Annotated in this window: 23 protein-coding genes; 14 read left to right on the top strand and 9 right to left on the bottom strand. The window is 57.5% G+C overall.

The annotated features are described in order from the left end of the window. Window positions 1–63 precede the first annotated feature (63 nt). The 6 genes from dapA (at window position 64) to ypfH (ending at window position 6,518) form a co-directional block, all read left to right on the top strand. Window positions 64–942, top strand: a complete 879-nt coding sequence (gene dapA, locus HBA26_RS02555) for a 4-hydroxy-tetrahydrodipicolinate synthase (RefSeq protein ID WP_028014021.1) — start codon at window positions 64–66, stop codon at window positions 940–942. 16 nt (window positions 943–958) lie between these two features. Next, the gene (bamC, locus tag HBA26_RS02550) at window positions 959–1,993 is read left to right on the top strand and encodes an outer membrane protein assembly factor BamC (RefSeq protein WP_028014020.1); all 1,035 of its coding nucleotides are present in this window, start codon (window positions 959–961) and stop codon (window positions 1,991–1,993) included. Window positions 1,994–2,102: 109 nt separating this feature from the next. Beyond that, entirely contained in the window at window positions 2,103–2,816 is a 714-nt protein-coding gene (gene purC, locus HBA26_RS02545) for a phosphoribosylaminoimidazolesuccinocarboxamide synthase (protein ID WP_023332985.1), read from the top strand. Between the two features lie 120 nt (window positions 2,817–2,936). Continuing rightward, window positions 2,937–3,803, top strand: coding sequence for a neutral zinc metallopeptidase (locus HBA26_RS02540; protein ID WP_028014019.1), 867 nt, complete (start codon window positions 2,937–2,939; stop codon window positions 3,801–3,803). Then, the gene (locus HBA26_RS02535) at window positions 3,803–5,749 is read left to right on the top strand and encodes a GNAT family N-acetyltransferase (protein WP_126345926.1); all 1,947 of its coding nucleotides are present in this window, start codon (window positions 3,803–3,805) and stop codon (window positions 5,747–5,749) included. Before HBA26_RS02540 ends, HBA26_RS02535 begins: the two co-directional genes overlap by 1 nt. Before the next feature lie 73 nt (window positions 5,750–5,822). Further along, window positions 5,823–6,518, top strand: a complete 696-nt coding sequence (gene ypfH / locus HBA26_RS02530; RefSeq protein WP_028014017.1) for an esterase — start codon at window positions 5,823–5,825, stop codon at window positions 6,516–6,518. A 38-nt stretch (window positions 6,519–6,556) separates the two neighbouring features. Here the strand turns inward: ypfH and HBA26_RS02525 are convergent, their stop codons facing one another. Genes HBA26_RS02525 through HBA26_RS02515 form a run of 3 tightly spaced genes read right to left on the bottom strand, consistent with a single transcriptional unit; the run spans window position 6,557 to window position 8,263 of the window. After that, window positions 6,557–6,751: a YpfN family protein gene (locus HBA26_RS02525; RefSeq protein WP_094084945.1), complete on the bottom strand. Its 195-nt coding sequence runs from the start codon at window positions 6,749–6,751 to the stop codon at window positions 6,557–6,559. Window positions 6,752–6,775: 24 nt separating this feature from the next. Then, the gene (gene dapE, locus HBA26_RS02520; protein WP_028014016.1) at window positions 6,776–7,903 is read right to left on the bottom strand and encodes a succinyl-diaminopimelate desuccinylase; all 1,128 of its coding nucleotides are present in this window, start codon (window positions 7,901–7,903) and stop codon (window positions 6,776–6,778) included. 3 nt (window positions 7,904–7,906) lie between these two features. Then, a complete protein-coding gene (locus HBA26_RS02515) occupies window positions 7,907–8,263 on the bottom strand; it encodes an ArsC family reductase (protein WP_045261161.1) in 357 nt (118 codons plus the stop codon). A gap of 387 nt (window positions 8,264–8,650) precedes the next feature. Here HBA26_RS02515 and ypfM point away from each other — a divergent pair, with 387 nt between their 5' ends. Continuing rightward, a complete protein-coding gene (ypfM, locus tag HBA26_RS02510) occupies window positions 8,651–8,710 on the top strand; it encodes a protein YpfM (RefSeq protein ID WP_015572204.1) in 60 nt (19 codons plus the stop codon). Between the two features lie 108 nt (window positions 8,711–8,818). Here ypfM and acrD read toward each other — a convergent pair whose 3' ends face one another. Continuing rightward, complete coding sequence (gene acrD / locus HBA26_RS02505) at window positions 8,819–11,932, bottom strand: multidrug efflux RND transporter permease AcrD (RefSeq protein ID WP_048999955.1); 3,114 nt, start codon at window positions 11,930–11,932, stop codon at window positions 8,819–8,821. Between the two features lie 142 nt (window positions 11,933–12,074). Beyond that, window positions 12,075–13,769, bottom strand: coding sequence for a nitrate/nitrite two-component system sensor histidine kinase NarQ (gene narQ / locus HBA26_RS02500; protein ID WP_100169913.1), 1,695 nt, complete (start codon window positions 13,767–13,769; stop codon window positions 12,075–12,077). A gap of 236 nt (window positions 13,770–14,005) precedes the next feature. Between narQ and nudK the strand changes: the two genes are divergently transcribed. Both nudK and HBA26_RS02490 read left to right on the top strand, forming a co-directional pair. Then, on the top strand, window positions 14,006–14,596 hold the full coding sequence (nudK, locus tag HBA26_RS02495) for a GDP-mannose pyrophosphatase NudK (RefSeq protein WP_041908784.1): 591 nt from the start codon (window positions 14,006–14,008) through the stop codon (window positions 14,594–14,596). Window positions 14,597–14,705: 109 nt separating this feature from the next. Then, on the top strand, window positions 14,706–15,749 hold the full coding sequence (locus HBA26_RS02490; protein WP_048959908.1) for a DUF1176 domain-containing protein: 1,044 nt from the start codon (window positions 14,706–14,708) through the stop codon (window positions 15,747–15,749). A 23-nt stretch (window positions 15,750–15,772) separates the two neighbouring features. Here HBA26_RS02490 and tkt read toward each other — a convergent pair whose 3' ends face one another. After that, window positions 15,773–17,761: a transketolase gene (gene tkt / locus HBA26_RS02485; RefSeq protein WP_028014010.1), complete on the bottom strand. Its 1,989-nt coding sequence runs from the start codon at window positions 17,759–17,761 to the stop codon at window positions 15,773–15,775. 19 nt (window positions 17,762–17,780) lie between these two features. Beyond that, entirely contained in the window at window positions 17,781–18,731 is a 951-nt protein-coding gene (gene tal, locus HBA26_RS02480) for a transaldolase (protein ID WP_028014009.1), read from the bottom strand. A gap of 246 nt (window positions 18,732–18,977) precedes the next feature. Here tal and maeB point away from each other — a divergent pair, with 246 nt between their 5' ends. Beyond that, a complete protein-coding gene (gene maeB, locus HBA26_RS02475) occupies window positions 18,978–21,257 on the top strand; it encodes an NADP-dependent oxaloacetate-decarboxylating malate dehydrogenase (RefSeq protein WP_126345918.1) in 2,280 nt (759 codons plus the stop codon). A 64-nt stretch (window positions 21,258–21,321) separates the two neighbouring features. Here maeB and hemF read toward each other — a convergent pair whose 3' ends face one another. Together hemF and amiA are read right to left on the bottom strand one after the other, a co-directional pair. Then, window positions 21,322–22,221: an oxygen-dependent coproporphyrinogen oxidase gene (hemF, locus tag HBA26_RS02470; RefSeq protein WP_041908789.1), complete on the bottom strand. Its 900-nt coding sequence runs from the start codon at window positions 22,219–22,221 to the stop codon at window positions 21,322–21,324. Further along, window positions 22,221–23,096 carry an N-acetylmuramoyl-L-alanine amidase AmiA gene (gene amiA, locus HBA26_RS02465; RefSeq protein WP_028014006.1) on the bottom strand — a complete coding sequence of 292 codons (876 nt, stop codon included), beginning with the start codon at window positions 23,094–23,096 and terminating at the stop codon, window positions 22,221–22,223. Before amiA ends, hemF begins: the two co-directional genes overlap by 1 nt. A gap of 212 nt (window positions 23,097–23,308) precedes the next feature. On the opposite strand from amiA, the gene HBA26_RS02460 reads away from it, so the two are divergent. The 4 genes from HBA26_RS02460 to HBA26_RS02445 all read left to right on the top strand — a co-directional run bounded on the left by HBA26_RS02460 (window position 23,309) and on the right by HBA26_RS02445 (window position 25,801). Further along, window positions 23,309–23,734: a GNAT family acetyltransferase gene (locus HBA26_RS02460; protein ID WP_003861292.1), complete on the top strand. Its 426-nt coding sequence runs from the start codon at window positions 23,309–23,311 to the stop codon at window positions 23,732–23,734. Then, window positions 23,721–24,170 carry a DUF2919 domain-containing protein gene (locus tag HBA26_RS02455; RefSeq protein ID WP_041908792.1) on the top strand — a complete coding sequence of 150 codons (450 nt, stop codon included), beginning with the start codon at window positions 23,721–23,723 and terminating at the stop codon, window positions 24,168–24,170. The genes HBA26_RS02460 and HBA26_RS02455 overlap by 14 nt, the downstream gene beginning before the upstream one ends. A gap of 63 nt (window positions 24,171–24,233) precedes the next feature. Next, window positions 24,234–24,809, top strand: a complete 576-nt coding sequence (locus HBA26_RS02450; RefSeq protein ID WP_028014004.1) for an RpoE-regulated lipoprotein — start codon at window positions 24,234–24,236, stop codon at window positions 24,807–24,809. A gap of 92 nt (window positions 24,810–24,901) precedes the next feature. Beyond that, complete coding sequence (locus HBA26_RS02445) at window positions 24,902–25,801, top strand: Dyp-type peroxidase (protein ID WP_126345919.1); 900 nt, start codon at window positions 24,902–24,904, stop codon at window positions 25,799–25,801. Window positions 25,802–26,011: the final 210 nt, after the last annotated feature.

The following is a 26,011-nucleotide window of genomic DNA, read 5'->3' as shown; positions in this document are numbered from 1 at the left end:
CGCTTGCTTTTATTACAGTTCCAAACGTACCATTGAGGCTCTTGTTCGCACAGAGGATGGCTCATGTTCACGGGAAGTATTGTCGCGCTTGTTACACCGATGGATGAAAAAGGTAATGTCTGCCGGTCCAGCATGAAAAAGCTGATTGATTACCATGTCGCCAATGGAACCTCGGCGATCGTTTCGGTAGGGACTACCGGTGAATCTGCAACGCTGAGCCACGAAGAGCACGGCGATGTGGTTATGCTGACCCTGGAACTGGCTGACGGACGTATTCCGGTCATTGCGGGGACAGGTGCTAATGCGACCGCAGAAGCGATCAGCCTGACCAAACGTTTTAACGACAGCGGCATCGTGGGCTGTCTGACGGTCACCCCTTACTACAACCGTCCTACTCAGGAAGGTTTGTTCCAGCACTTCAAAGCCATCGCTGAACATACTGACTTGCCACAAATTCTGTATAATGTGCCGTCCCGTACCGGCTGCGATATGCTGCCGGAAACCGTTGGTCGTCTCTCGGAAGTAAAAAATATTATCGGTATTAAAGAGGCGACAGGGAACTTAAGCCGCGTTCATCAGATCAAAGAGCTGGTTTCAGACGACTTTATCCTGTTGAGTGGTGATGATGCGACCTCGCTGGACTTTATGCAGCTTGGTGGTCATGGCGTGATCTCCGTAACGGCGAACGTTGCGGCGCGCGATATGGCTGAAATGTGCAAACTGGCCGCAGCCGGTCACTATAATGAAGCGCGTGTCATTAATCAGCGTCTGATGCCGTTGCACAATAAATTATTTGTCGAACCCAATCCGATCCCAGTGAAATGGGCGTGTAAGGAGTTGGGGCTTGTAGCATCCGATACGCTGCGTTTGCCAATGACACCGATTACCGACCACGGTCGCGACATCGTCAGGGCAGCGCTGAAGCATGCCGGTTTGCTGTAAAGTTTAGGGAGATTTGATGGCTTATTCAGTACAGAAGTCGCGCCTGGCGAAGGTTGCGAGTGTTTCGCTTGTTATGCTGCTCGCTGCCTGTAGTTCAGACTCGCGCTACAAGCGCCAGGTGAGCGGTGATGAATCCTATCTGGATGCGACCCCGCTTGCTGAACTTCATGCACCGGCTGGTATGATCCTGCCGATTCAAAACGGCGATTATAATATTCCCGTGACCAACGGCAGCGGCCTGGTTGGTAAAGCGCTTGATATTCGTCCGCCAGCACAGCCTCTGGCGCTGGTAAGCGGGGCGCGTACCCAGTTCACCGGTGACACGGCGTCTCTGCTGGTTGAAAGCGCGCGCGGAAGCAATCTGTGGCCACAGGTCGTCAGCGTTATTCAGGCGAAGAATTACACCATTGATAAGCGCGATGACGCCAGCCAGACGTTAACCACCGACTGGATCGAGTGGAACCGTCTTGATGAAGATCAGCAGTACCGTGGACGCTATCAGGTCTCCGTGAAACCACAGGGTTACCAGCAGGCAGTTAACGTTAAGCTGTTGAACCTGGAGCAGGCGGGTAAACCGGTTGCGGATGCCGCCTCTATGCAGCGTTACAGCACTGAAATGCTGAACGTGATCGCCGCAGGTCTGGATAAGACCGCTACCGATGCTGCCAACGCCGCGCAGAACCGTAACGGCGTCACTTACGACGTTCAGAGCGGCGCGGATGACACCGGCCTGCCAATGCTGGTGGTGCGTGCACCGTTTAACCAGACCTGGCAGCGCCTGCCAGCGACGCTGGAAAAAGTGGGCATGAAAGTGACCGACAGCACCCGTTCAACCGGCAGCATGACGGCGACCTATAAGCCGCTGTCCGACAGCGCGTGGCAGGAACTGGGCGCCAAAGATCCTCAGCTTGCCTCCGGTGATTACAAGATTCAGGTAGGTGACCTCGATAACCGCAGCAGCCTGCAGTTTATCGATCCAAAAGGTCACACGCTGACCCAGGCGCAGAACGATGCGCTGGTCGCTGTCTTCCAGGCAGCATTCAGCAAATAAATACGAGGGCGGGTTAATCCCGCCCTTTTTATTTTCGTGCCACGCAAACGTGTGCGTGGCATAATATACCCCGTTTTGAACGCAAATTATCACACCAGGAGTAATGAAGATGCAGAAGCAAGCTGAGTTGTATCGTGGCAAAGCGAAGACCGTATACAGCACGGAGAACCCGGATCTGTTGGTGCTCGAGTTCCGCAATGATACGTCAGCAGGGGATGGCGCACGCATTGAGCAGTTCGATCGTAAAGGCATGGTGAACAACAAGTTCAACCACTTCATTATGACCAAACTGGCCGAAGCGGGTATCCCGACCCAGATGGAAGCGTTGCTGTCCGATACGGAATGTCTGGTGAAAAAACTGGATATGGTTCCGGTTGAGTGCGTGATTCGTAACCGTGCGGCAGGCTCCCTGGTGAAGCGTCTGGGCATTGAAGAAGGTATCGAGCTGAATCCACCGCTGTTCGACCTGTTCCTGAAAAACGATGCCATGCACGACCCAATGGTCAACGAATCCTACTGCGAAACCTTCGGCTGGGTGAGCAAAGAGAACCTGGCGCGCATGCAGGAACTGACCTACAAAGCCAACGACGTGCTGAAAAAGCTGTTTGATGACGCGGGCCTGATCCTCGTCGACTTCAAGCTGGAGTTTGGTCTGTTCAAAGGTGAAGTGGTGCTGGGCGACGAGTTCTCCCCGGACGGCAGCCGCCTGTGGGATAAAGAAACCCTGGATAAAATGGACAAAGACCGTTTCCGTCAGAGCCTGGGTGGCCTGATTGAAGCGTACGAGGCGGTAGCTCACCGTTTAGGCGTTAAGCTCGACTAAGTTCCTCAGTTGCCAAAGGATGTTCTCATCCTTTGGCGTCTTACCTTTGTTTCCTATGGTAATCTTGCCGTTAACCGCCTACGATCATAGCTATTATTAATGGAATAGTTCGAGGTGGTTATGCGCTGGCAAGGGCGTCGTGAAAGTGACAATGTAGAAGACAGACGCAGTGATGGTGGCGGCGGTCCTTCAATGGGCGGGCCCGGCTTCCGCTTACCCAGCGGCAAGGGCGGTATCATCCTGCTGATTGTGGTGCTGGTCGCAGGGTATTACGGGGTCGACCTTACCGGTCTGATGACCGGTCAGCCGCTGCAACAGCAACAGTCTCAGCACTCCATCAGCCCGAACGAAGATGAAGCGGCCAAATTTACCTCCGTTATTCTCGCCACAACTGAAGACACCTGGAGTCAGCAGTTCGAGAAGATGGGGCGCACCTACCAGCAGCCGAAGCTGGTGATGTACCGGGGGGCAACCCGCACCGGATGCGGTACCGGGCAATCTGTGATGGGGCCGTTCTACTGCCCGGCAGACGGCACCGTCTATATCGATCTCTCTTTTTACGATGACATGAAACGCAAGCTTGGCGCTGACGGTGATTTTGCCCAGGGCTACGTTATCGCGCATGAAGTCGGCCATCACGTGCAAAAGCTGCTGGGGATTGAGCCCAAAGTGCGCCAGCTTCAGCAGAACGCGTCTCAGGCCGAAGTGAACCGCCTTTCCGTCAAAATGGAACTGCAGGCGGACTGCTTCGCGGGCGTCTGGGGCCATAGCATGCAGCAGCAGGGCGTGCTGGAATCCGGGGATCTTGAAGAGGCATTAAACGCGGCTGAGGCCATCGGCGACGACCGTTTGCAGCAGCAGAGCCAGGGTCATGTCGTGCCGGACAGCTTCACTCACGGTACGTCACAGCAGCGCTACAGCTGGTTCAAGCGCGGCTTTGACAGCGGCGATCCGGCCCAGTGTAATACCTTCGGCAAAGCCATGTGATGGTGTCGTTTGAACATCTGACGCGCGAGCTTGAGCGTACCGGGCACCGCCGTCTGGTGGTGCTCACTGGCGATGAACAATGGACGTTGAGCCAGGCGGCTGGCCTGCGTGATGCCTTGCCGGGAGACTGGCTGTGGCTGGAGGAGAATCCCTCAAAAGCCGTTAGCGGGCTGCTGGGGCGAGAATACCTGCACGCCGTTTTTGACGCGCGTGCCGGGTTTGATGTTTCAGCCTTTGCCGCACTCAGCGGGACGCTGCGCGCCGGAAGCCTGCTGGTGCTGCTGGTGCCGCCTCTCGCTGACTGGGCCGACAAGCCCGACGGCGATTCCGTGCGCTGGAGCGACAGCGCGGAACCCATCGCCACCCCGCGCTTCGTTCACCATTTTTGCCGGACGCTTGCCGCCGATGCGGATGCGATCGTCTGGCAACAGCATCTTCCTCTCTCTCTTCCCGCTGCGCCGGATTCGCCCGCCTGGCAGCCAGCCAGCGGCGAGCCGAAGCGCGAGCAGGCGGAGATCCTCGACGCGCTTCTGACCATGCCTGCGGGCGTCGCTGCCGTGACGGCACCGCGGGGGCGCGGAAAGTCAGCCCTCGCGGGGATGCTGCTCAACAGCATTCAGGGGAGTGCGGTGGTCACTGCACCGGCCAAAGGGGCAACGGATGTCATTGCGCGCTTCGCTGGCAAGCGTTTTCACTTTATGGCCCCGGATGCGCTGCTGGCCTCCACGACAGAAGCCGACTGGCTGATTGTTGATGAAGCCGCAGCCATCCCCGGCCCGCTTCTGGACAAGCTGGTGTCGCGCTTTCCCCGCGTGTTGCTGACCACCACGGTCCAGGGTTATGAAGGCACGGGCAGGGGGTTTCTGCTTAAGTTCTGCGCCCGGTTCAGCGGGCTACGGCGTTATACCTTATCCACCCCCATTCGCTGGGCGTTCGGGTGTCCACTTGAGCGGATAGTGGCGAATACGCTGCTGTTTGACGACGCGCTTATTGACCGCAAACCGGAAGGTGACGTGCGTATACGGTTGCTGGAGCCGCAGATGTGGGAGAGCGACCCGGCGCGCGTGGCAAGCGTGTATGAACTGCTGTGTGCCGCGCACTACCGGACGTCCCCGCTCGATTTACGCCGGATGATGGACGCCCCCGGCCAGCACTTTGCGGTTGCACACGCGGGGGCGGATATGGCGGGCGCGCTCTGGCTGGTGGAAGAGGGGGGATTGCCCCCCGATCTGAGCCGCGCGGTGTGGGCGGGCTTTCGTCGTCCTCGCGGGAACCTTGTGGCGCAGTCACTGGCGGCGCACGGCGGGTCGCCTCTTGCGGCGACGCTGAAGGGGCGGCGGATTAGCCGTATTGCAGTGCATCCCCACCGTCAACGGGAAGGTATCGGCCAGCGGCTTATTCGCAGCGTCAGCGGTGAAGATTATCTCTCGGTAAGCTTTGGCTATACCGACGAGCTGTGGCGTTTCTGGCGGCAGTGCGGCTTTGTGCTGGTGCGAATGGGCAGCCATCGGGAAGCCAGCAGCGGGTGCTACACGGCGATGGCCTTACTGCCGCATAGCGAGGCCGGGCACCGCCTGTGCGCGCAGGAGCACCAGCGCCTGTGTCGTGATATGCGCGTTCTTTCAGCCTGGAACGGCGAAAAGATCCCGGTGACCGATGCCTGGGAAGCTACCCTTAATAGTGACGACTGGCTGGAGCTGGCGGGGTTTGCCTTTGCGCACCGGGCATTTTCAACCTCGGTTGCTGCCCTGACGCGGCTGGTGTTAGCTACAGACATGCCGCTCCCGGCGCTGCGCGGGAAAATAGAGGGTAAGACGGAGGAGAAGGGGCGAAAAGCGCTGCTGGCTAAACTGCGGAGTGAAACCGCGCAAGCGCTTGAGAGCCTTGATTATTCCCGCTGCCAGCAGCTGAAAGCCGACATTTTGCAATGGCAATTTTTTCAATGACTTCTTCAGTAAAGTGGCATGGTCATTACCCCGCAGAGGCGTAAAATCCTGCTCATCAATTAAGGAGACCGCCATGAAACACGACCATTTTGTTGTTCAAAGCCCTGACAAACCGGCTAAACAGTTACTGCTCCTGTTTCATGGCGTGGGCGATAATGCCGTCAATATGGGACAGATTGGCCGCTGGTTTGCGCCCGTTTTTCCGGAAGCATTGATCGTCAGCATCGGCGGCGTGGAGCCGTGCGGTCCAGACGGACGGCAGTGGTTCCCGGTTCAGGGCGTGACGGAGGAGAACCGTCAGGCGCGCATTGATGCGATCATGCCCACGTTTATCGACATCGTGCGCTACTGGCAGCAGCAGAGCGGCGTAGGCGCTGACGCAACGGCGCTGATTGGCTTCTCGCAGGGGTCAATCATGTCGCTGGAAAGCGTAAAAGCGCAGCCCGGTCTGGCTTCACGCGTCATCGCCTTTAACGGGCGTTATGCAACGCTACCGACAAGCGCGACCACGCAGACCACCATCCATCTCATTCACGGTGGTGAAGATCGGGTGATTGAGCTTTCGCATGCGGTAGCTGCCCAGGAAGCGCTGGTGCGCGAGGGCGGGGATGTGACGCTGGATATTGTTGACGATCTGGGCCACGCGATCGACGACCGCAGCATGCAGTTTGCGCTCGACCATCTGCGCTATACCGTGCCGAAGCACTACTTTGATGAAGCGCTCAGCGGCGGTAAGCCGAATGATGATGATATTGTTGAATTTATGTGAGGTTATCCCCTCTCCACAGGAGAGGGGATACAGACCGATTACTTCTTCTGGTCTTTCTTCGGCCAGTCGTCATCGTCCCACTTGTCGTTAAAATCACGGTGCGGCGGGAGATCCGGCTTATTCGCGAGAAACTTTTTGTGGTCAACGCGCTTAAGGTCTTTAATCACGTTCAGCAGTACGCCGACCAGAAACACCAGCACCAGAATCCACCAGTACTTTGCAAGCCAATCCATTCGCTATTCCTCTCTGAGCGCTCGTCAGGCGACGAGTTGCTCCATAATACGTTGATACATGCGGGCCAGCAGTTGTAAATCGGCTGCGTTCACACACTCGTTGATTTTGTGAATCGTCGCGTTAACCGGACCCAGTTCGACAACCTGTGCACCCATGCGGGCGATAAAGCGTCCGTCTGAGGTGCCGCCCGTCGTCAGCAGCTGCGGCTTAATTTCATTATAGTGCTCAATGGCGTTCACCACCGCATCCACCAGCTTGCCGCGCTGCGTCAGGAACGGCTGGCCGGAAAGCCACCAGTCAACGGTGTAGCGCAGGTTGTATTTTTCCAGCAGAGCGACAACGCGCGCTTTGATCGTCTCGTCGGTCAGTTCGGTACTGAAGCGGAAGTTGAACTGGACGAAGAAATCTCCCGGGATGACGTTGTTACTGCCGGTTCCGGCCTTGACGTTGGCGATCTGCATGCTGGTCGGCGGGAAGAACTCGTTGCCTTTATCCCACTCGATGCCTACCAGTTCGTTCAGCATTGGCGCGGCGCGGTGGACCGGGTTATCGGCCAGATGCGGGTAGGCCACATGCCCCTGAACCCCATGTATGGTCAGGTTACAGGTCAGCGAGCCGCGGCGACCGTTTTTGACGACATCACCCACCACTTCGGTACTGGACGGCTCGCCGACCAGACAGTAGTCAAGACGTTCATTGCGCGCCATCAGCGCCTCAACGACCTTCACGGTACCGTTATGGGCGCTGGCTTCTTCATCGGAGGTGATCAAGAACGCGAGACGGTTTTTGTGGTTCGGATGCTGAGCCACAAAGCGCTCTGCCGCCACAACCATCGCCGCCAGCGAGCCTTTCATGTCTGCCGCGCCGCGGCCGAAGAGCATGCCATCGCGGATGGTCGGCTCAAACGGCGGATTAATCCAGCGATCAGCGTCACCCGCGGGAACGACGTCAGTGTGCCCGGCAAAGGCCAGCGTTTCGCCCTGGCCACGCCACGCCCAAAAGTTCTGGGTGTCGCCAAAATCCATGCGCTCAACGGTAAAACCGATGGCGCGCAGGCGCTCAATCATTAATGCCTGACAACCTGCGTCGTCCGGGCTAAGGGAGGGACGGCGAATAAGCTGTTGAGTCAGCTCAATGACCGGGCATGACATACACTACACCTCTACGAAAAAGTCAGAATAAAGGGTTTCACTGAAACCCAGCAGCATAGGCTGACCTGGCTTGCAGAGCAATGGGCGTTTGATAATTGCCGGCATGTCGAGCATCAACTTTGCCGCGCTGTCAGCGTCAACGATGCTGGCGCGCACGGATTCGTCCAGCTTACGCCAGGTGGTGCCGCGGGTGTTCAGCAGTGCTTCCCATCCCAGTTCGTTAATGGCGGTATGCAGAAATTCTGCATCAAGCCCGTCGGCACGATAATCGTGGAAGCGGTACTCGACGTTATTAGTTTCCAGCCAGCGGCGTGCTTTTTTGATGGTGTCGCAATTTTTAATGCCGTACATCACAACCATGTTGAATCCTTTTGCTCTTATGGCGATTAAACGTTCAGTAAATTCGAAGATATATCTTTAGGTGGAATATAACACACTCAGGAATGCTCTGGATTTACACTTCTTCTTAATTCAACTCACACTTGTACGCTGAATATACTTTCACCATTTAAGCATAGATGTCCACCGTGTTTAAATTCTGAATAAACTCAGCGCGTAAAATAAAACTCACCCGTTCGTAGGGTTATTTCAAAATATTGCTGGCCGTCACACAAAATTTAAACTCCTCCGTTCATATTTATCATAAATCCCCAACGGTGGCGGGGTACAATCACAGCGATTGGTTAAACAGTCTTCACAATGATGATACGTTTTCGTAGAATGCACATAATAATAAGAGAGGTTGTTATGATTGAACGTGAACTGGGGAACTGGAAAGATTTTATCGAAGGCATGCTTCGTAAATGACATTCAGTAAGAATTGCAAGAGCACTAAAATAAGTAAAATAACCATAGTGTGAATTAATCACACAATAAAAAGGCGGCCGATTAAGCCGCCTTTTTTATGACTGCGGGTTATTCCTGTCGCTCCCGGAGCGGGAAGCGACGACGCACCAGCACAAAGAACAGCGGCACAAAATAAATCGCCAGGATGGTGGCCGAAATCATCCCCCCCATGACGCCGGTACCCACCGCATGCTGGCTGCTTGAGCCTGCACCCGTGCTGGTTGCCATCGGCAGTACGCCAAAAATAAACGCCAGTGAGGTCATCAGGATCGGACGTAGGCGCTGGCGGCAGGCGTGCAGCGTGGCGGCCATCAGCTCGTGGCCTTTGGCATTCATCTCGTTGGCAAACTCAACGATCAGAATGGCGTTTTTCGCCGACAAGCCGATCACCGTAAGTAGCCCCACCTGGAAGTAAACGTCGTTCTCCAGGCCGCGCATCCAGGTCGCCAGCAGCGCACCGATAACCCCAAGCGGCACCACCAGCATGACCGAGAACGGAACCGACCAGCTCTCATACAGCGCGGCAAGGCAGAGGAAGACCACCAGCAAAGAAAGCGCATAGAGGGCAGGGGCCTGCGCCCCGGAGAGACGCTCCTGGTAAGACATGGCCGTCCATTCCAGACCAAAACCGGCAGGCAACTGCTGCACCAGTTTTTCCATGGTGTCCATGGCGGTACCGGTGCTGACGCCCGGCGCGGCTTCCCCGACGATCTCAACCGCGGAATAGCCGTTATAGCGCTCCAGACGCGGCGAACCGCTCTCCCAGCGCGATGTGGCAAAGGCGGAGAAGGGGACCATTCCGCCAGAATTATTGCGTACAAACCAGCGGTTAATATCATCCGGCAACATGCGGAACGGCGCGGCTGCCTGGACATACACTTTTTTCACGCGGCCGCGATCCATAAAGTCATTTACGTAGCTTGAGCCCCATGCGGTTTGCAGGGTGTCGTTGATATCCTCGATCGACACACCCAGCGCCTGAGCCTTACGCTGGTCGATATCCACCTGAAGCTGCGGGCTGTCGTCAAGACCGTTGTGACGAACGCGGGTCAGGCCGGGATCTTTCCCTGCTAGTTCTAGCAGCTTATCGCGCGCGGCCATCAGGGCCGAGTGGCCCGCGCCGGCGTGATCCTGCAGCTCCATATCAAACCCGGCGGAACTGCCCAGGCCGCTGATCGCGGGCGGGCTGCTGGCAAAGACGCGCGCCTCTTTAATGCGGGCAAACGCTTTGGTTGCGCGCTCAATGATGGCGAACGAGGTTCCCGTTCTGGCGTCGCGTTCGTCCCAGTCTTTCAGGCGGACAAACATGCGGGCGACGTTCTGCCCGTTCCCGCCCGGGCCGGAGCCGACGGTAGAGAAGACCGAAACAACGTTATTTTTCTCTTTGGTGAAGAAGTACTGCTCAACGTTCTGAACCACCTTCAGCGTCTGCTGCTGGGTGGATCCGCTCGGGAGCTGCACCGAGGTGATGAACATCCCCCTGTCTTCCTGCGGCAGGAACGAGGTGGGAAGATGCAGGAACAGCCACACCATGCCGCCCAGCAGCACAACGTAAATCATCATCCAGCGCAGGCTGCGGTGTAGCACTTTGCCGACGGCAGATTCATACCGCTCGGCGTTGCGGTTGAACATGCGGTTAAACCAGCCGAAGAACCCTTTCTGGCCGTGATGTTCCCCTTTGTGCAGCGGCTTAAGAAGGGTGGCGCAGAGCGCAGGGGTGAGGATCAGCGCCACCAGCACGGAGAGCACCATCGCCGAGACGATGGTGATTGAGAACTGACGGTAAATCGCCCCGGTTGTACCGCCAAAGAAGGCCATCGGGATAAAGACCGCCGACAGCACCATCGCGATACCGACCAACGCCCCCTGAATTTGTCCCATCGATTTACGCGTCGCCTGACGCGGGGAAAGCCCCTCTTCGCTCATGATGCGCTCGACGTTTTCGACCACCACAATGGCATCGTCCACCAGCAGGCCAATCGCCAGCACCATGGCAAACATCGTCAGGGTGTTGATGCTGTAGCCGAACGCGTAAAGCACCGCAAAGGTGCCCAGCAGCACCACCGGGACGGCAATGGTGGGGATCAGCGTGGCGCGGAAGTTTTGCAGGAACAGGTACATCACCAGGAACACCAGGGCGATCGCTTCCAGCAGGGTTTTGACTACGTCCTCAATCGAGGCTTTAACGAAGGAGGTGGTTTCATAGGCGACCTTGTACTCCAGCCCGTGCGGGAAATACTGCGACAGCTCATCCAGACGGTCCAATACCAGCTTCGCCGTCGCCATTTCGTTTGCGCCGGAGGCCAGCTTAATTCCCAGTCCAGAGGCCGGGTTGCCGTTAAAGCGGCTCAGGTAATCGTATTTCTCCGCACCCATTTCCACCTTAGCAACGTCGCCCAGACGCACTTCTGAACCATCCTGATTCACGCGCAGGGTGATGTTGCGGAACTGGTCCGGGGTCTGAAGCAGAGATTGCGAATTAATGGTGGCGTTCAGGGCCTGTTTATCGACGGAAGGCGTGCCTCCCAGTTGTCCCACGGCAATTTGGGCGTTCTGTGCTTTGATGGCGTCCGTCACGTCGGTTGCCGTCATCTGATAGCTGTTCAGCTTGTTGGGATCCAGCCAGATACGCATCGAGTACTGTGAGCCATAGGCGTCGATATCCCCCACGCCGTTAATACGGCTGAGCGGGTCCTGAATATTACTGGCGACGTAGTCCGCAATGTCCTGTTTATCCATTGAGCCATCGGTGGAGACAAACGCGATGGTCAGAATGTTGGTATCACCGGTTTTACGCACGGTGACGCCCTGGTTCTGCACGGCCTGGGGCAATTTACGCATGGCCGACTGCAGCTGGTTTTGTACCTGCTGCACCGCTTCGTCCGGGTCGGTGCCCGCCTCAAAGCTCAGGGTAACCGTGGCCTGTCCCGTGGCGCTGCTTTGGGAGGACATGTACATCAGATTATCCAGACCCGTCATGTTCTGCTCGATAACCTGCGTCACGGTATTTTCCAGCGTTTGTGCGGACGCGCCGGGGTAGTTTGCTGTGACACGCACGTTAGGCGGTGCCAGATCGGGATATTGCTCAACGGGAAGAGAAGTAATCGCCAGGACACCTGTCAGACACAACAGGATGGCAAGCACCCAGGCAAAAATGGGGCGATCGATGAAAAAATTCGCCATGAAAGTGTGACCTCGTTTTGCTGCACGTCATTATTGTTTATTGCCCGCATCACTTTAGCGGTAAGGCCCAGGCCAAACGTGGAGAAATAAAGGAGATAATGTAAATTATCATGCGCTTTTCCCGGCGCTTCCCCCTTTACCGTTATTTACCTGTTAACGGCGCGGGTGCGGGGAACGTCACGCTGACCTGCGTGCCGCCGTTTTGCGGCTGCGAGAAGTGCAGCATTCCGCCGAGCCGTTGCGCGCGTTCTCGCATAATGTTCAACCCGTAGTGTCCCGGCGGCTCGCTGGCCTCGCCAATCCCGATGCCGTTGTCGCGAATGCTGACGCTGTGCGTGCCGTCCACGGCGGTCACGCAGCTGACGGTGATCTCGCTGGCCTGCGCGTGCTTAATCGCATTCAGGACGGCCTCCCGCACGATCTGCAGCAAATGCACCTGCTTCTGCGCGTCAAGCGCCAGGGTGGAGAGGCGGCAGTCGAGGTGCAGCTTCGCCTGCGTCTGGCTCTGCAGGGCATCGAGGGACTCCTGCAGCGCCGCGGGTAAATTCGCATGGTTTAGCGTCAGGCGGAAGGTGGTCAGCAGCTCGCGCAGCTGCTGCCAGGCGTTGTTCAACTCGCGGGAGAAGTCGGTGATGATCGTCTGCGCGGAGGCATTTTCCGCCGGCACGGCGTGTTTAAGCAGCGTGAGCTGGATCCGCAGATAGGAGAGTACCTGCGCCAGCGAATCATGCAGCTCGCGGGCGATGGTGGCGCGCTCCTCCATCAGCAGCAGTTGCTGGTAATGCTTCTGCGCCTGGTTAAAGTACAGCCCACGTCCGAGCATGGTCGCCACGCTTCTCATCAGCGGAAGAGGAACGCTGCTCGTCTCGCTTTGCCAGCGCAGCTCGCCGTAGAGGGTATCCTGCATCAGCACCGGCAGGGTTTGCAGAGAAATGCCGCTCACCTCTGTTCCTTCACACAGCCGCCAGTCGTCGCTGGTGCGTAGCTCCAGGTAATTCATCTGCGTGTATTCATGCACAATCTGCAAAATATGCCGGAAGCACAGGCTGTCTATCTGCCCGGTATTCAGCGCCTGGGAGCATTTGAACAGCATGTCGAGCTGCTGGTGGGCTTCATGCAAATGCCGCGTCTTTTCCGCGACGGAGGCTTCGAGCGACCGATAGAGAGTATGTAGCTCGCCCGACATATGGTTGAAGGCGCGGGAGAGCTGGCCCAGCTCGTTGGGGAGCGCGGTGTCCGGCGCCGGGGTGGTAAATTCCCCTCGCTCAATGCGTTCGCTGGCGGCCACCAGGTTGTTCAGCGGCAACACCACCTGGCGACGGATGCGCCGCAGGGTAAACAGCGTCAGCAGCAGGATCCCGAGCGCGCCAGCCAGAGAGAGGAGGGTCACCGTCTGGATTTTATTTTCGGTGTAGTGCTGGAGGGCGAGCACAAAGGCATCAATACGGCCGACAAAATCCTCAATGTGAGCGTCATACCATGCGCTGTCGCCGCGGGCGATGTGCTTGTCCATGTCCAGCCAGGCCACATGCAGCTGCTGATAGCGCGCCTTGACGTTGTCCGGGACGTACCAGCGGTTCAGCTTCTCCAGGGAAGGCGCGCTTAACGTTCGCTGCCAGTTCTCACGATGCGCCATAAGGGAGGGGCTGTTGCGCTGCATCTCGTAGCCGAGGCGGTAGCTCTGCATGCGCAGCGATCCCGCAATGTTGATAGCTTCGGCGTCACGCTGGCTGCTGGCAAGCGTCAGCAGCGCGACGGTGCTGGTCAGCACGGACAGGGCAATGATCGAAAAGAAAGCCCAGGCAAGGCTTCCGGAAACGGGGCGTTTAACGGTCACGGAACGGATCTCTGCATAAAATGGCTCAGCCACAGGTCATGGGCAGTTGTACATTGCCTGATAACGCGGTAGCGAGCAAATAGCTTATTCATACTAAAGATAAGGTTATTGATCCAAAAGCCGCTTTGGGCATTAACCTGAAATCTGGCGAGAAGTAACGCGCCGCCTGAGCCGACGGAGGACAAAGCGGGCTTCACGGGGTAGTATAAACAGACTCATTTAGCCGTGGAGCTCGTATGTCCCTGAACATTACCGTTATCAAAGACAAAATCCTTTCTGAAAATTACTTTGTCCTGCGTAACATCACTTACGATTTAACCCGTAAGAACGGTGACGTGATTCGCCACAAACGCGAAGTCTACGACCGGGGCAATGGCGCAACCATTCTGCTGTATAACCGTGAAAAGCAAAGCGTGGTGCTGATTCGCCAGTTTCGGGTCGCGACCTGGGTCAACGGCAACGCGGACGGGCGCCTGATTGAAACCTGCGCCGGCCTGCTTGATGACGATGAGCCGGAAGTCTGCATCCGCAAGGAGGCCGTTGAGGAGACCGGTTTTGAAGTGGGCGAGGTGCAAAAAGTCTTTGAGCTTTTCATGTCCCCTGGCGGGGTGACCGAGCTGGTCCATTTCTTCATTGCGGAATACACCGATGCCCAGCGCACGCATCGCGGCGGCGGCGTGGAGGATGAAGACATTGAAGTGCTGGAAATGCCTTTCACCCAGGCCGTTGAGATGGTGAAAAGCGGCGAGATTCGCGACGGTAAAGCGGTGATCCTGTTACAGTATCTGCAAACCAGCGGCTTAATGAACCCTAAACCGATGTCGTGATAACGTGTATTTCAGATAAATCTATCCGATAAATCCGATTGAGCCCGCCCGCCCTGGGCACGAAGATACGCCCCAGATTGACCTTTTCGTTTCCGGGGCTGTACCATTCATGCGCTACTGCGTTTTGCTTCTCTTCTTTTTCTGCGTGCTACCCGCACCTCTGGTGTGGGCTGCGCCCGCGCAGCAGTCTTTTTCAGACTGGCAGGTTACCTGCAATAACCAGAATTTTTGTGTTGCCCGGAATACCGGCGAGCATCGCGGTCTGGTCATGACGCTGAGCCGTAGCGCAGGCGCGAAAACGGACGCCAGCCTGCGCATCGATCTCGGCGGGCTTTCGGCCCCGCCGGTTAAAGAGCCTGACATTGCCCCGCGCCTGCTGCTCGACAACGTTCCGTTAAAGCTCAATTCGCAGCACTGGCAGTTAACCCCTTGGCATCTCAAAACTGAAGATGCGGGTACCATCACCACGTTTCTGAAAAACATTCAGGAAGGGCAGGCGCTGACCCTGCGCGGGGGGAAGCAGACGATCTCGCTGGTCGGTCTGAAGGCGGCGCTGCTGTTTATCGACGCCCAGCAGAAGCGCGTTGGCAGCGAAACGGCATGGATTAAAAAAGGAGATAGCCCGCCGCTGAGCGTGCCTCCTGCACCGGCATTAAAAAAGGTGGCCGTGGTGAACCCGACGCCGACGCCGCTGACGCATAGCGAGCTGAACGATCTGCTGGATTATGGGACGTGGCGGATGAACAACAGCCAGTGCTCGCTGGATCCTAACCGTCGTGAAGTACGCGTCACTGCATTAACGGATGACAAAGCGCTGTTGATCGTCAGCTGTGAAGCGGGGGCCTATAACACGGTCGATCTGGCGTGGCAGGTCTCACGTAAAAAACCGTTCGCCGCCCGTAGCGTCAGGTTACGTCTGCCGTTCACCCCCTCCAGCCAGAGCAGCGACATGGAGCTGATGAACGCCCGCTTTGATGAGAAAACGCGCGAGTTGACGACGCTGGCGCTGGGACGCGGTATTGGAGACTGCGGGATCCAGACGCGCTGGCGTTTTGACGGCCAGCGCTTCCGCCTGGTGCGCTACGCGGAAGAGCCAAGCTGCGATAGCTGGAATGGGCCAGACGCCTGGCCCACGCTGTGGATCACTCGCTAGTTTTGCCGGATGGCGCTGTCGCACTACAACACGCTCAGCGCTTTCTCCACCACGTTCTCAACGGTAAAGCCGAAATACGGGAACAGTTTGTCGGCAGGAGCGGATTCACCGTAACCCCGCATGCCCACAATTGCCCCTTTCAGCCCCACGTACTTATACCAGTAGTCGGCAATACCCGCTTCCACCGCCACGCGCGCCGCAACGCTGGAAGGCAGCACCGATTCCCGATACGCCTCGTCCTGGGCGTCAAAAATATCCGTTGAAGGCAGAGATACCACGCGCACCGCGTGACCTTCGGCGGTCAGCTTCTCCGCCGCTTTCACCGTGATTTCCACCTCGGAACCGGTGGCAATCAGGATCACGTCCGGCTTGCCGCCGCTGTCTTTCAGGATGTAGCCGCCACGGGCGATGTTTTTTACCTGCTCCGGCGTGCGCTCGATCTGCGCCAGGTTCTGGCGCGACAGGATCAGCGCCGTAGGTCCGTTATGACGCTCAACGGCCAGCTTCCAGCCCACCGCGGCTTCGACCTGATCGCACGGACGCCAGGTGCTGAAGTTTGGCGTTAAGCGCAGGCTCGCCAGCTGCTCTACCGCCTGGTGCGTCGGACCATCCTCACCCAGCCCGATGGAGTCATGGGTGTAGACCATAATCTGCCGGGCCTTCATCAGCGCCGCCATACGCGCCGCGTTTCGGGCGTACTCGACGAACATCAGGAAGGTGGCGGTGTAGGGCACGAAGCCGCCGTGATGGGCGATGCCGTTAGCAATCGCGGTCATCCCAAACTCGCGCACGCCGTAGTGGATGTAGTTCCCGGCAATGTCTTCCTTCAGGGATTTAGAGCCTGACCAGATGGTCAGGTTGCTTGGCGCCAGATCCGCTGAGCCGCCGAGCAGCTCAGGCAGGAGAGGGCCAATCGCGTTCAGGGTGTTTTGCGACGCTTTACGGGTAGCGATTTTCGCCGGGTTGGACTGCAGATTTTCTATCAGCGCCTGGGTTTTATCGTCCCAGTCTTCCGGCAGGCCGCCGCTCATGCGGCGGGAAAACTCGGCGGCCAGCTCCGGGTGCGCTTTTTTGTAGGCGGCAAATTTTTCGTTCCAGGCCTGCTGCGCTTTTTCACCCGCTTCGCGCGCATCCCATGCTCTGTAGATCTCTTTCGGGATCTCAAACGGCGGATATTTCCAGCCCAGTTTCTGGCGGGTTAACGCCACTTCCTCTTCGCCCAGCGCCGCGCCGTGCGCCTCTTCTTTGCCCGCTTTGTTCGGCGAGCCGAAGCCAATGGTGGTACGGCAGATAATCAGGGACGGTTTGTCCTTCACGCTCTGCGCTTCCTGAATCGCTTTTTTCACCGCTTCCGGATCGTGGCCGTCAATCTCGTGCACCACGTGCCAGTGATAGGCCTCAAAGCGTTTTGCCGTGTCGTCGGTAAACCAGCCCTCGGTTTCCCCGTCGATGGAGATGCCGTTGTGGTCATAGAAGCCAATCAGCTTGCCGAGACCCAGCGTGCCCGCCAGCGAGCAGACCTCGTGGGAGATCCCCTCCATCAGGCAGCCGTCACCCATAAAGACGTAGGTGTAGTGATCGACAATCTCGTGGTCGGGCTGGTTGAACTGCGCGGCCAGCGTACGTTCGGCAATTGCCAGGCCGACGGCATTCGCCAGCCCCTGGCCCAGCGGGCCGGTGGTCGTTTCCACGCCCGGTGTATAGCCGATCTCCGGGTGGCCCGGCGTTTTGGAGTGCAGCTGGCGGAAGTTTTTTAACTCCTCAAGCGGCAGGTCGTAGCCGGAAAGGTGCAGCAGGCTGTAGAGCAGCATCGAGGCGTGGCCGTTGGAAAGAATAAAACGGTCGCGGTCGTACCAGGTTGGGTCAGTGGGGTTGTGCTTCAGGAAGTCGTTCCACAGCACTTCGGCAATATCGGCCATCCCCATCGGGGCGCCAGGGTGGCCGGAATTGGCTTTTTGTACGGCATCCATGCTGAGGGCGCGAATGGCGTTAGCGAGCTCTTTACGGGACATAGTTCACTCCGTGGCAAGGTTAAAGTTTGGCGGCGAGAAGATCTTCGAGTTTTCGCTGGTCGACGGCGAACTGGCGGATGCCGTCCGCCAGTTTTTCCACGGCCATAGGGTCCTGATTATGCTCCCAGCGGAACTCTGCTTCGGTCATGGCTTTCGGTTTTGGCAGGACGGTAGAGGTCGGCACCAGCTTGCGGATCACCGTTTCGTCGCTCTCCTGCAGCTTTTTCAGCAGGTCAGGGGAGATGGTCAGACGGTCACACCCTGCGAGCGCCAGGATCTGCTCGGTGCGGCGGAAGCTGGCGCCCATCACGATGGTTTCGTAGCGGTGCTGCTTGTAATAATCGTAGATATTACGCACCGACTTCACGCCAGGGTCTTCCTCTACCACGTACGGGTCCATCGGCTGTTTCGCCTGATACCAGTCGTAGATGCGCCCGACAAAAGGCGAGATCAGGAACACGCCCGCTTCGGCACAGGCGCGCGCCTGGGCAAAGGAGAACAGCAGCGTCAGGTTGCAGTGGATCCCCTCTTTTTCCAGAACCTCTGCCGCGCGGATCCCTTCCCATGTGGACGCGAGCTTGATCAGAATGCGTGACTTATCAATCCCCTGTTCCTGGTAGAGCTCCACCAGGCGGCGCGCTTTGTTAATACTCTTTTCCTGATCGAATGAGAGGCGGGCATCCACTTCGGTCGACACGCGCCCCGGAATGCTTTTCAGAATTTCCGCACCAAAATTAACCGCCAGCTTGTCGCTGGCTTCAGCAACCTGCTGCTCCTGCGTTTTCCCGCGCTGTTTACCGTAGGCAATCGCGTCGTCAATCAGATGGCTAAAATGGGCAAGCCCCGCCGCTTTCAGAAGCAGCGAAGGGTTGGTGGTCGCGTCCTCTGGCTGATAGTGGCGAATCGACTCGATATCGCCGCTGTCTGCAACCACGGTGGTGAATTGTTTGATGCCGTCTAGCTGGTTCATAAATAATTACTCCTTGGAAATAAAAGAGTTAGATGAGTGCGTTAGTTCACACTTCTGAGAAAATCATGATGGACTTAACAAAAAAGCATAGCAGACGGGGCAGGCATTGCTTTTGAGACGGGTAACATGGCTGTTATAAATTGATAACAATTTTTAATGTGTGATGGTGAGAGTTTGGCAGCCTTCAAAGTTTATGCGCTGCTCAGCGGCGATACTATCTGACCGATACGTAAAAGGAATAACAAGATGGACGATCAGTTAAAACAGAGTGCCCTCGATTTTCACGAGTTCCCTGTCCCCGGTAAAATTCAGGTCTCCCCAACCAAGCCGCTGGCGACCCAGCGCGATCTGGCGCTGGCCTACTCGCCGGGCGTGGCTGCGCCGTGTCTGGAGATCGAAAAAGATCCGCTGGCGGCCTACAAATACACCGCGCGCGGCAACCTTGTCGCCGTTATCTCTAACGGTACGGCGGTGCTGGGCCTGGGCAATATTGGTGCCCTGGCCGGTAAACCGGTGATGGAAGGGAAGGGCGTACTGTTCAAGAAATTCGCCGGTATCGACGTGTTCGATATCGAAGTGGACGAACTCGATCCCGATAAGTTCATCAACGTGGTGGCCGCGCTGGAGCCGACCTTCGGCGGGATCAACCTGGAAGACATCAAAGCGCCGGAATGTTTCTATATCGAGCAGAAGTTGCGCGAGCGTATGAACATTCCCGTGTTCCATGACGACCAGCACGGCACGGCGATTATCAGCACCGCTGCCATTCTCAACGGCCTGCGCGTGGTGGAGAAAAATCTGTCTGACGTGCGCATGGTGGTCTCCGGCGCGGGCGCGGCGGCCATCGCCTGTATGAACCTGCTGGTGGCGTTGGGCATGCAGAAACACAATATCGTGGTCTGCGACTCTAAGGGCGTTATCTACAAAGACCGCGAGCCGAACATGGCGGAAACCAAAGCGGCGTATGCCGTGGAAGATGACGGCAAGCGCACGCTTGAGGACGTGATTGACGGCGCGGATATCTTCCTCGGCTGTTCAGGCCCGAAAGTGCTGACCCAGGAAATGGTGCAGAAAATGGCGCGCGCGCCGATGATCCTGGCGCTGGCGAACCCGGAACCGGAAATCCTCCCGCCGCTGGCGAAAGCGGTGCGCGAAGACGCCATTATCTGTACCGGCCGTTCGGACTACCCGAACCAGGTGAACAACGTGCTCTGCTTCCCGTTCATCTTCCGCGGGGCGCTGGACGTTGGCGCGACGGCGATCAACGAAGAGATGAAGCTTGCCGCCGTTCACGCCATCGCCGAGCTGGCGCACGCTGAGCAGAGCGAAGTGGTCGCCTCCGCGTACGGGGATCAGGATCTGAGCTTTGGCCCGGACTACATCATTCCAAAACCGTTCGATCCGCGCCTGATTGTCAAAATTGCGCCAGCCGTTGCCAAAGCGGCGATGGACTCCGGCGTGGCGACGCGTCCGATTCAGGATTTCGACGCGTACGTCGATAAGCTCACCGAGTTCGTCTACAAAACTAACCTGTTTATGAAGCCGATCTTCTCTCAGGCTCGCGCAGACGCGAAGCGCGTGGTGCTGGCGGAAGGGGAAGAGGCGCGCGTGCTGCACGCCACGCAGGAGCTGATCACCTTAGGGCTGGCAAAGCCGATCCTGATTGGTCGTCCGAGCGTGATCGAGATGCGCATTCAGAAGCTGGGCCTGCAGATTAAGCCGGGCGTGGACTTCGAGATCGTTAACAACGAATCCGATCCGCGCTTCAAGGAGTACTGGAACGAATATTACACGATCATGAAGCGTCGCGGGATCACCCAGGAGCAGGCGCAGCGGGCGGTGATCAGCAATACTACGGTCATCGGCGCGATTATGGTCCATCGCGGCGAGGCGGATGCGCTGATCTGCGGCACCATCGGCGATTACCACGAGCATTTCAGCGTGGTGCAGGAGATCTTCGGCTATCGCGACGGCGTCCATACCGCCGGGGCGATGAACGCGCTGCTGCTGCCGAGCGGCAACACCTTTATTGCGGATACCTACGTGAACGACGATCCAACCCCGGACGAGCTGGCGGAGATCACCGTGATGGCGGCGGAAACGGTGCGTCGCTTTGGTATTGAGCCGAAGGTGGCGCTGCTGTCGCACTCAAACTTTGGTTCCTCTAAATCCGCGGCGGCGTGCAAAATGCGCCAGACTCTGGAACTGGTGCGCGAGCGTGCGCCGGAGCTGATGATTGACGGGGAAATGCACGGTGATGCCGCGCTGGTGGAGAGCATCCGCAACGAACGTATGCCGGACAGCCCGCTGAAGGGATCGGCGAACATACTGATTATGCCGAACGTGGAAGCGGCGCGTATCAGCTACAACCTGCTGCGCGTCTCCAGCTCTGAAGGGGTGACCGTAGGACCGGTGCTGATGGGCGTGGCAAAACCGGTGCACGTGTTAACGCCGATTGCCTCCGTGCGCCGTATCGTGAACATGGTGGCGCTGGCGGTGGTTGAGGCGCAGACGCAGCCGCTGTAAGGGCGCGTGTGCTTACCCGACCTGAGGATGGAGTAGGCCGGATAAGCGCAGCGCCATCCGGCAGTTAAATCCAGTCGCGTACTTTAAGGAACTCACTCAAGGCAGCCTCCGGGCTGCCTTCTTTTGGCTCGTAGCTGTACTCCCAGCGCACCAGCGGCGGCATCGACATCAGAATCGACTCCGTGCGTCCGCCGGTCTGCAGGCCGAACAGCGTCCCGCGATCCCACACCAGGTTGAACTCCACGTACCGCCCGCGACGATAAAGCTGGAACTCACGCTCGCGCACGCCGTAGTCGGTGTTTTTACGGCGTTCGACAATCGGCAGGTACGCGTCGGTGAACCCTTCGCCCACCGCGCGCATAAAGCTAAATGCCGTATCAAAATCCGGCGTGTTGAGATCGTCAAAGAACAGCCCGCCGATGCCGCGCTGCTCGTCGCGGTGCTTCAGGTAAAAGTAGTCGTCGCACCACTTTTTATATTTCGGGTAAACGTCTTCGCCAAACGGCAGGCAAAGGTTCCGCGCGGTGGTGTGCCAGTGCACGGCATCCTCTTCGAAGCCGTAGTAAGGCGTCATGTCGAAACCGCCGCCAAACCACCAGACCGGATCGGCTCCTGGCTTCTCCGCGATGAAAAAGCGCACGTTGGCGTGGCTGGTCGGAACAAACGGGTTATGCGGGTGGATCACCAGCGAGACGCCCATCGCTTCGAAGCTGCGGCCCGCCAGCTCAGGGCGGTGCGCGGTAGCGGACGCGGGCATGGCGTCGCCGTGAACGTGGGAAAAATTCACGCCCGCCTGTTCGAAGATGCCGCCGTTACGCAGCACGCGGCTGCGCCCGCCGCCGCCCGCTTCGCGCTGCCAGCTATCTTCCTGGAATTCACCGCCGTCTGCGGCGGCCAGTTTCTGGCAAATCTCATCCTGCAGCTGCAGCAGGAACGTTTTGACCAACTGTGCATTGGGTTTCATCAGCGTTTCCTGGAGTGCGCTTTCTGGTTATCGAACCAGTTGAAGTAACTGATAATGCCGGAGGCGATGGCGTTGGCGATCTTCTGGCGAAACGCCGTGGTACCGAGCAGGCGCTCTTCTTCCGGGTTGGTAATAAAGGACGTTTCCACCAGCACGGACGGGATAGACGGTGACTTCAGCACCACAAACGCCGCCTGTTCGGTGCTTTTACTGTGCAGACGGTGCACCGGCTTAATCCGCTTGAGGATATGCGAGCCGAGCGTCAGGCTGTTTTTGATGGTGTCCGTTTGCACGAGATCGAACAGCACCTGCTGCAACAGATGATCTTTATCCGTGGCTTTCTTCCCGGCTACTTCATCCGCCCGGTTTTCGCGATCGGAAAGGTATTTCGCCATAGCGCTACTGGCGCCGCGGTTGGAGAGGGCAAACACCGACGCGCCCGCGGCGGAAGGGTTTGTGAAGCCATCCGCGTGGATCGACATAAACAGATCCGCGCCGTGCTTGTGGGCGATCTCGACGCGGTCATACAGCGGAATAAACGTGTCGCCCGTGCGCGTCAGGCGGGCGTCAATGCCGTTGCTGCGTAAAATCGATCGCACATTTTTTGCAATTGCCAGCACGACGTGTTTTTCTTTCGAACCGTTTCTGCCGATGGCGCCGGTATCAATACCGCCGTGGCCCGGATCGAGCATCACCAGACGCTTTGCGCCCGGCTTTTTGGTTTTCGGTTTGCTGTGTCCGTTACTGGTTTTGAGCGTGCTCTCGTCTTTTGCCTGAGCCTGCTTAGCGATGCCCGTTAACGTTAAGGCCGCCAGCCCCGCTTTGAGAACCTGACGACGCGATGTGAGTGCTTTTAATGGTTTGAATGTGCTCATGCGGCCTGAATACTGAAAAATGGGGTCCTGGTGTTATATCGTATCGTGTTTCCCGTTACGACAGTCCTTATTGAGAATTGTTTTACTTTTCATTTCAATACGTGACAAAGTGACATTATGCCAAATTTTGGCGAGATTTTCCCCGGTTATTGGCTAAACGCCCCGTTCACGCCATAATCACTGTTTTTAAACCCGAAAAGGCGGTTAATACCATGGAGATACGCGTTTTTCGCCAGGAAGATTTCGAAGAGGTGATCACCCTTTGGGAGCGCTGCGATCTGCTGCGTCCGTGGAACGATCCGGAAATGGATATCGAACGTAAGGTGAATCACGACGTTAGCCTGTTTCTGGTCGCGGAAGTGAACGGCGAGGTGGTCGGGACGGTAATGGGCGGCTACGACGGCCACCGCGGCTCGGCCTATTATCTGGGCGTCCACCCGGAATACCGGGCGCGTGGCATCGCCAACGCGCTGCTCAATCGTCTGGAAAAGAAACTCATCGCCCGCGGCTGCCCGAAAATCCAGATCATGGTGCGGGAAGATAACGACGTGGTGCTGGGCATGTATGAGCGTCTGGGCTACGAGCACGCCGACGTGCTGACGCTGGGTAAGCGCCTGATCGAAGATGAAGAGTACTGAGATCCACCCGGCTGACTATGACGCGCAGGGCCGCGTCAGGCTGCCGTTTTTATTCTGGTGCGTTTTGCTCCTCCAGGCCCGTACCTGGGTACTGTTTGTGATGGCCGGTGCGTCGCGCGGGCAGGGCGATACGCTGCTGAATCTCTTTTATCCCGACCACGATGCCTTCTGGCTCGGCTTACTGCCGGGCGTACCGGCGGTGGTGGCTTTTTTGTGCAGCGGTCGACGGCATGTAATCCCGCGTCTGTGGCGTGCGCTTCGCTGGCTGCTGATCCTCGCCCAGATTGCGCTGCTGTTCTGGCAACCCGTGCTCTGGTGGCTGGGTGAACCGCTTTCCGGTATCGGCATCGCGCTGGTGGTGGCGGATATTGTGGCGCTGATGTGGCTGCTGACGAATCCCCGCTTACGTGCCTGTTTTACGCAAGAGTCAGATTAGCGCGGCACTTTTTGCCGATGCCGCACTCCAACAAGCGTTGATTTAATTAGAAAGGACGTTTCAATGAAATCGCTGCGTTTACTTTTATGCGCTCTCCCGCTGGCGTTAACCGGCTGTTCGACGCTCTCCTCCATTAACTGGTCCGCCGCGTATCCGTGGAACTGGTTTGGCTCTTCCACCGAAGTGACCGAGCAGGGCGTGGGAAAAATTACCGCGTCAACGGCGCTCGATCAGGACGCCATTCAGGATGCCCTGAGCAGTGACTATCGCCTGCGTAGCGGGATGAAAACCGAGAATGGCAACATTGTGCGTTACTTTGAAGCGCTAAAGGGCGACAAGCTGGCGCTGGTGATTAACGGTGATAAAGGGACGGTGAACCGCATTGCCGTGATGGACGAAGATATTCCGACCGCCAGCGGCGTAAAGGTGGGCACCCCGTTTAGCGATCTTTATAAACAGGCCTTTGGTAACTGCAGCAGCGCCCCTTCAGACGATGGCGTGGCGGTGGAATGTAAGGCGGAAGGCAGCCAGCACATCAGCTATGTCTTCACCGGAACCTGGAGCGGTCCGGAAGGATTGATGCCCTCTGACGACACGCTGAAGAGCTGGAAAGTGAGCAAAATACTCTGGAAGCAGTAATTTGCGCCTGAACAAACCGCCTCGCTGAAATCCGGGTATAATAGCCGCCATCAATGCCACGCTGACGTGGCATCTTTATTTCAGGAGGAGCGATGTCTCAGGTTCAGAGTGGCATTTTGCCAGAACATTGCCGCGCGGCGATTTGGATTGAAGCCAATGTTAAAGGGGACGTGGATGCCCTGCGCGCGGCCAGCAAAGTTTTCGTTGATAAACTGGCCACCTTCCAGGCCAAATTCCCGGACGCCCATCTGGGTGCCGTTGTCGCTTTCGGCAATAACGTCTGGCGTCAGCTGAGCGGCGGCGAAGGCGCGGAAGAGCTGAAGGACTTTATCCCTTACGGCAAAGGCCTGGCGCCAGCCACCCAATACGACGTGCTGATCCACATCCTCTCTCTGCGCCACGACGTGAACTTCTCCGTTGCTCAGGCGGCGGTTGAAGCGTTTGGCGACAGCATCGACGTGCAGGAAGAGGTTCACGGCTTCCGCTGGGTGGAAGAGCGCGATCTGAGCGGCTTCGTTGACGGCACCGAAAACCCGGCGGGTGAAGAGGTTCGTCGCGACGTGGCGGTCATCAAAGACGGCGTGGACGCGGGCGGCAGCTACGTGTTCGTCCAGCGCTGGGAGCACAACCTCAAGCAGCTTAACCGCATGAGCGTGCAGGACCAGGAGATGATGATTGGCCGCACCAAAGAAGCCAACGAAGAGATCGACAGCGATGCGCGCCCGGTGACCTCGCACCTGTCCCGCGTTGACCTTAAGGAAGACGGCAAGGGGCTCAAAATTGTTCGTCAGAGCCTGCCGTACGGCACGGCAAGCGGCACGCACGGCCTCTACTTCTGCGCCTACTGCGCGCGGCTGCACAATATTGAGCAGCAACTGCTGAGCATGTTCGGTGACACTGACGGCAAGCGCGATGCCATGCTGCGCTTCACCCGCCCGGTCACCGGCGGCTACTATTTTGCGCCGTCCGTTGAGCGCCTGCTGGCGCTGTAAAACGCTCCCCATACGTAGGCCGGGTAAGCGTTAGCGCCACCCGGCAATTTTCCCCGCACCCTTATTCCCTTTTCTGCTTGTAAATCACCAAACGGTATATAAAACCGTTACTCCTTTCATCCCCGTTATAAATATTATGACTATAAGATAGACATCACATTTATAAGGGTGCGCAATGGCCGTTACTGCTGTCTCTTATACACATCTCCT

Origin of the sequence: Enterobacter sp. 725m/11 (assembly GCF_011683705.1) — a bacterium.
Lineage (GTDB): Bacteria > Pseudomonadota > Gammaproteobacteria > Enterobacterales > Enterobacteriaceae > Enterobacter > Enterobacter bugandensis.
This window is presented reverse-complemented; position numbering and strand designations above follow the sequence as displayed.

What these genes read in the sequence shown, in the direction of transcription:
- HBA26_RS02445 (WP_126345919.1), top strand. Translation starts at nt 24,902, where the DNA reads ATGTCTCAGGTTCAGAGTGGCATTTTGCCAGAACATTGCCGCGCGGCG.
- HBA26_RS02525 (WP_094084945.1), bottom strand. Translation starts at nt 6,751, where the DNA reads ATGGATTGGCTTGCAAAGTACTGGTGGATTCTGGTGCTGGTGTTTCTG.
- hemF (WP_041908789.1), bottom strand. Translation starts at nt 22,221, where the DNA reads ATGAAACCCAATGCACAGTTGGTCAAAACGTTCCTGCTGCAGCTGCAG.
- maeB (WP_126345918.1), top strand. Translation starts at nt 18,978, where the DNA reads ATGGACGATCAGTTAAAACAGAGTGCCCTCGATTTTCACGAGTTCCCT.
- HBA26_RS02460 (WP_003861292.1), top strand. Translation starts at nt 23,309, where the DNA reads ATGGAGATACGCGTTTTTCGCCAGGAAGATTTCGAAGAGGTGATCACC.
- amiA (WP_028014006.1), bottom strand. Translation starts at nt 23,096, where the DNA reads ATGAGCACATTCAAACCATTAAAAGCACTCACATCGCGTCGTCAGGTT.
- acrD (WP_048999955.1), bottom strand. Translation starts at nt 11,932, where the DNA reads ATGGCGAATTTTTTCATCGATCGCCCCATTTTTGCCTGGGTGCTTGCC.
- HBA26_RS02535 (WP_126345926.1), top strand. Translation starts at nt 3,803, where the DNA reads ATGGTGTCGTTTGAACATCTGACGCGCGAGCTTGAGCGTACCGGGCAC.
- dapE (WP_028014016.1), bottom strand. Translation starts at nt 7,903, where the DNA reads ATGTCATGCCCGGTCATTGAGCTGACTCAACAGCTTATTCGCCGTCCC.
- HBA26_RS02490 (WP_048959908.1), top strand. Translation starts at nt 14,706, where the DNA reads ATGCGCTACTGCGTTTTGCTTCTCTTCTTTTTCTGCGTGCTACCCGCA.
- tkt (WP_028014010.1), bottom strand. Translation starts at nt 17,761, where the DNA reads ATGTCCCGTAAAGAGCTCGCTAACGCCATTCGCGCCCTCAGCATGGAT.
- ypfH (WP_028014017.1), top strand. Translation starts at nt 5,823, where the DNA reads ATGAAACACGACCATTTTGTTGTTCAAAGCCCTGACAAACCGGCTAAA.
- HBA26_RS02455 (WP_041908792.1), top strand. Translation starts at nt 23,721, where the DNA reads ATGAAGAGTACTGAGATCCACCCGGCTGACTATGACGCGCAGGGCCGC.
- HBA26_RS02450 (WP_028014004.1), top strand. Translation starts at nt 24,234, where the DNA reads ATGAAATCGCTGCGTTTACTTTTATGCGCTCTCCCGCTGGCGTTAACC.
- purC (WP_023332985.1), top strand. Translation starts at nt 2,103, where the DNA reads ATGCAGAAGCAAGCTGAGTTGTATCGTGGCAAAGCGAAGACCGTATAC.
- tal (WP_028014009.1), bottom strand. Translation starts at nt 18,731, where the DNA reads ATGAACCAGCTAGACGGCATCAAACAATTCACCACCGTGGTTGCAGAC.
- HBA26_RS02515 (WP_045261161.1), bottom strand. Translation starts at nt 8,263, where the DNA reads ATGGTTGTGATGTACGGCATTAAAAATTGCGACACCATCAAAAAAGCA.
- dapA (WP_028014021.1), top strand. Translation starts at nt 64, where the DNA reads ATGTTCACGGGAAGTATTGTCGCGCTTGTTACACCGATGGATGAAAAA.
- nudK (WP_041908784.1), top strand. Translation starts at nt 14,006, where the DNA reads ATGTCCCTGAACATTACCGTTATCAAAGACAAAATCCTTTCTGAAAAT.
- HBA26_RS02540 (WP_028014019.1), top strand. Translation starts at nt 2,937, where the DNA reads ATGCGCTGGCAAGGGCGTCGTGAAAGTGACAATGTAGAAGACAGACGC.
- bamC (WP_028014020.1), top strand. Translation starts at nt 959, where the DNA reads ATGGCTTATTCAGTACAGAAGTCGCGCCTGGCGAAGGTTGCGAGTGTT.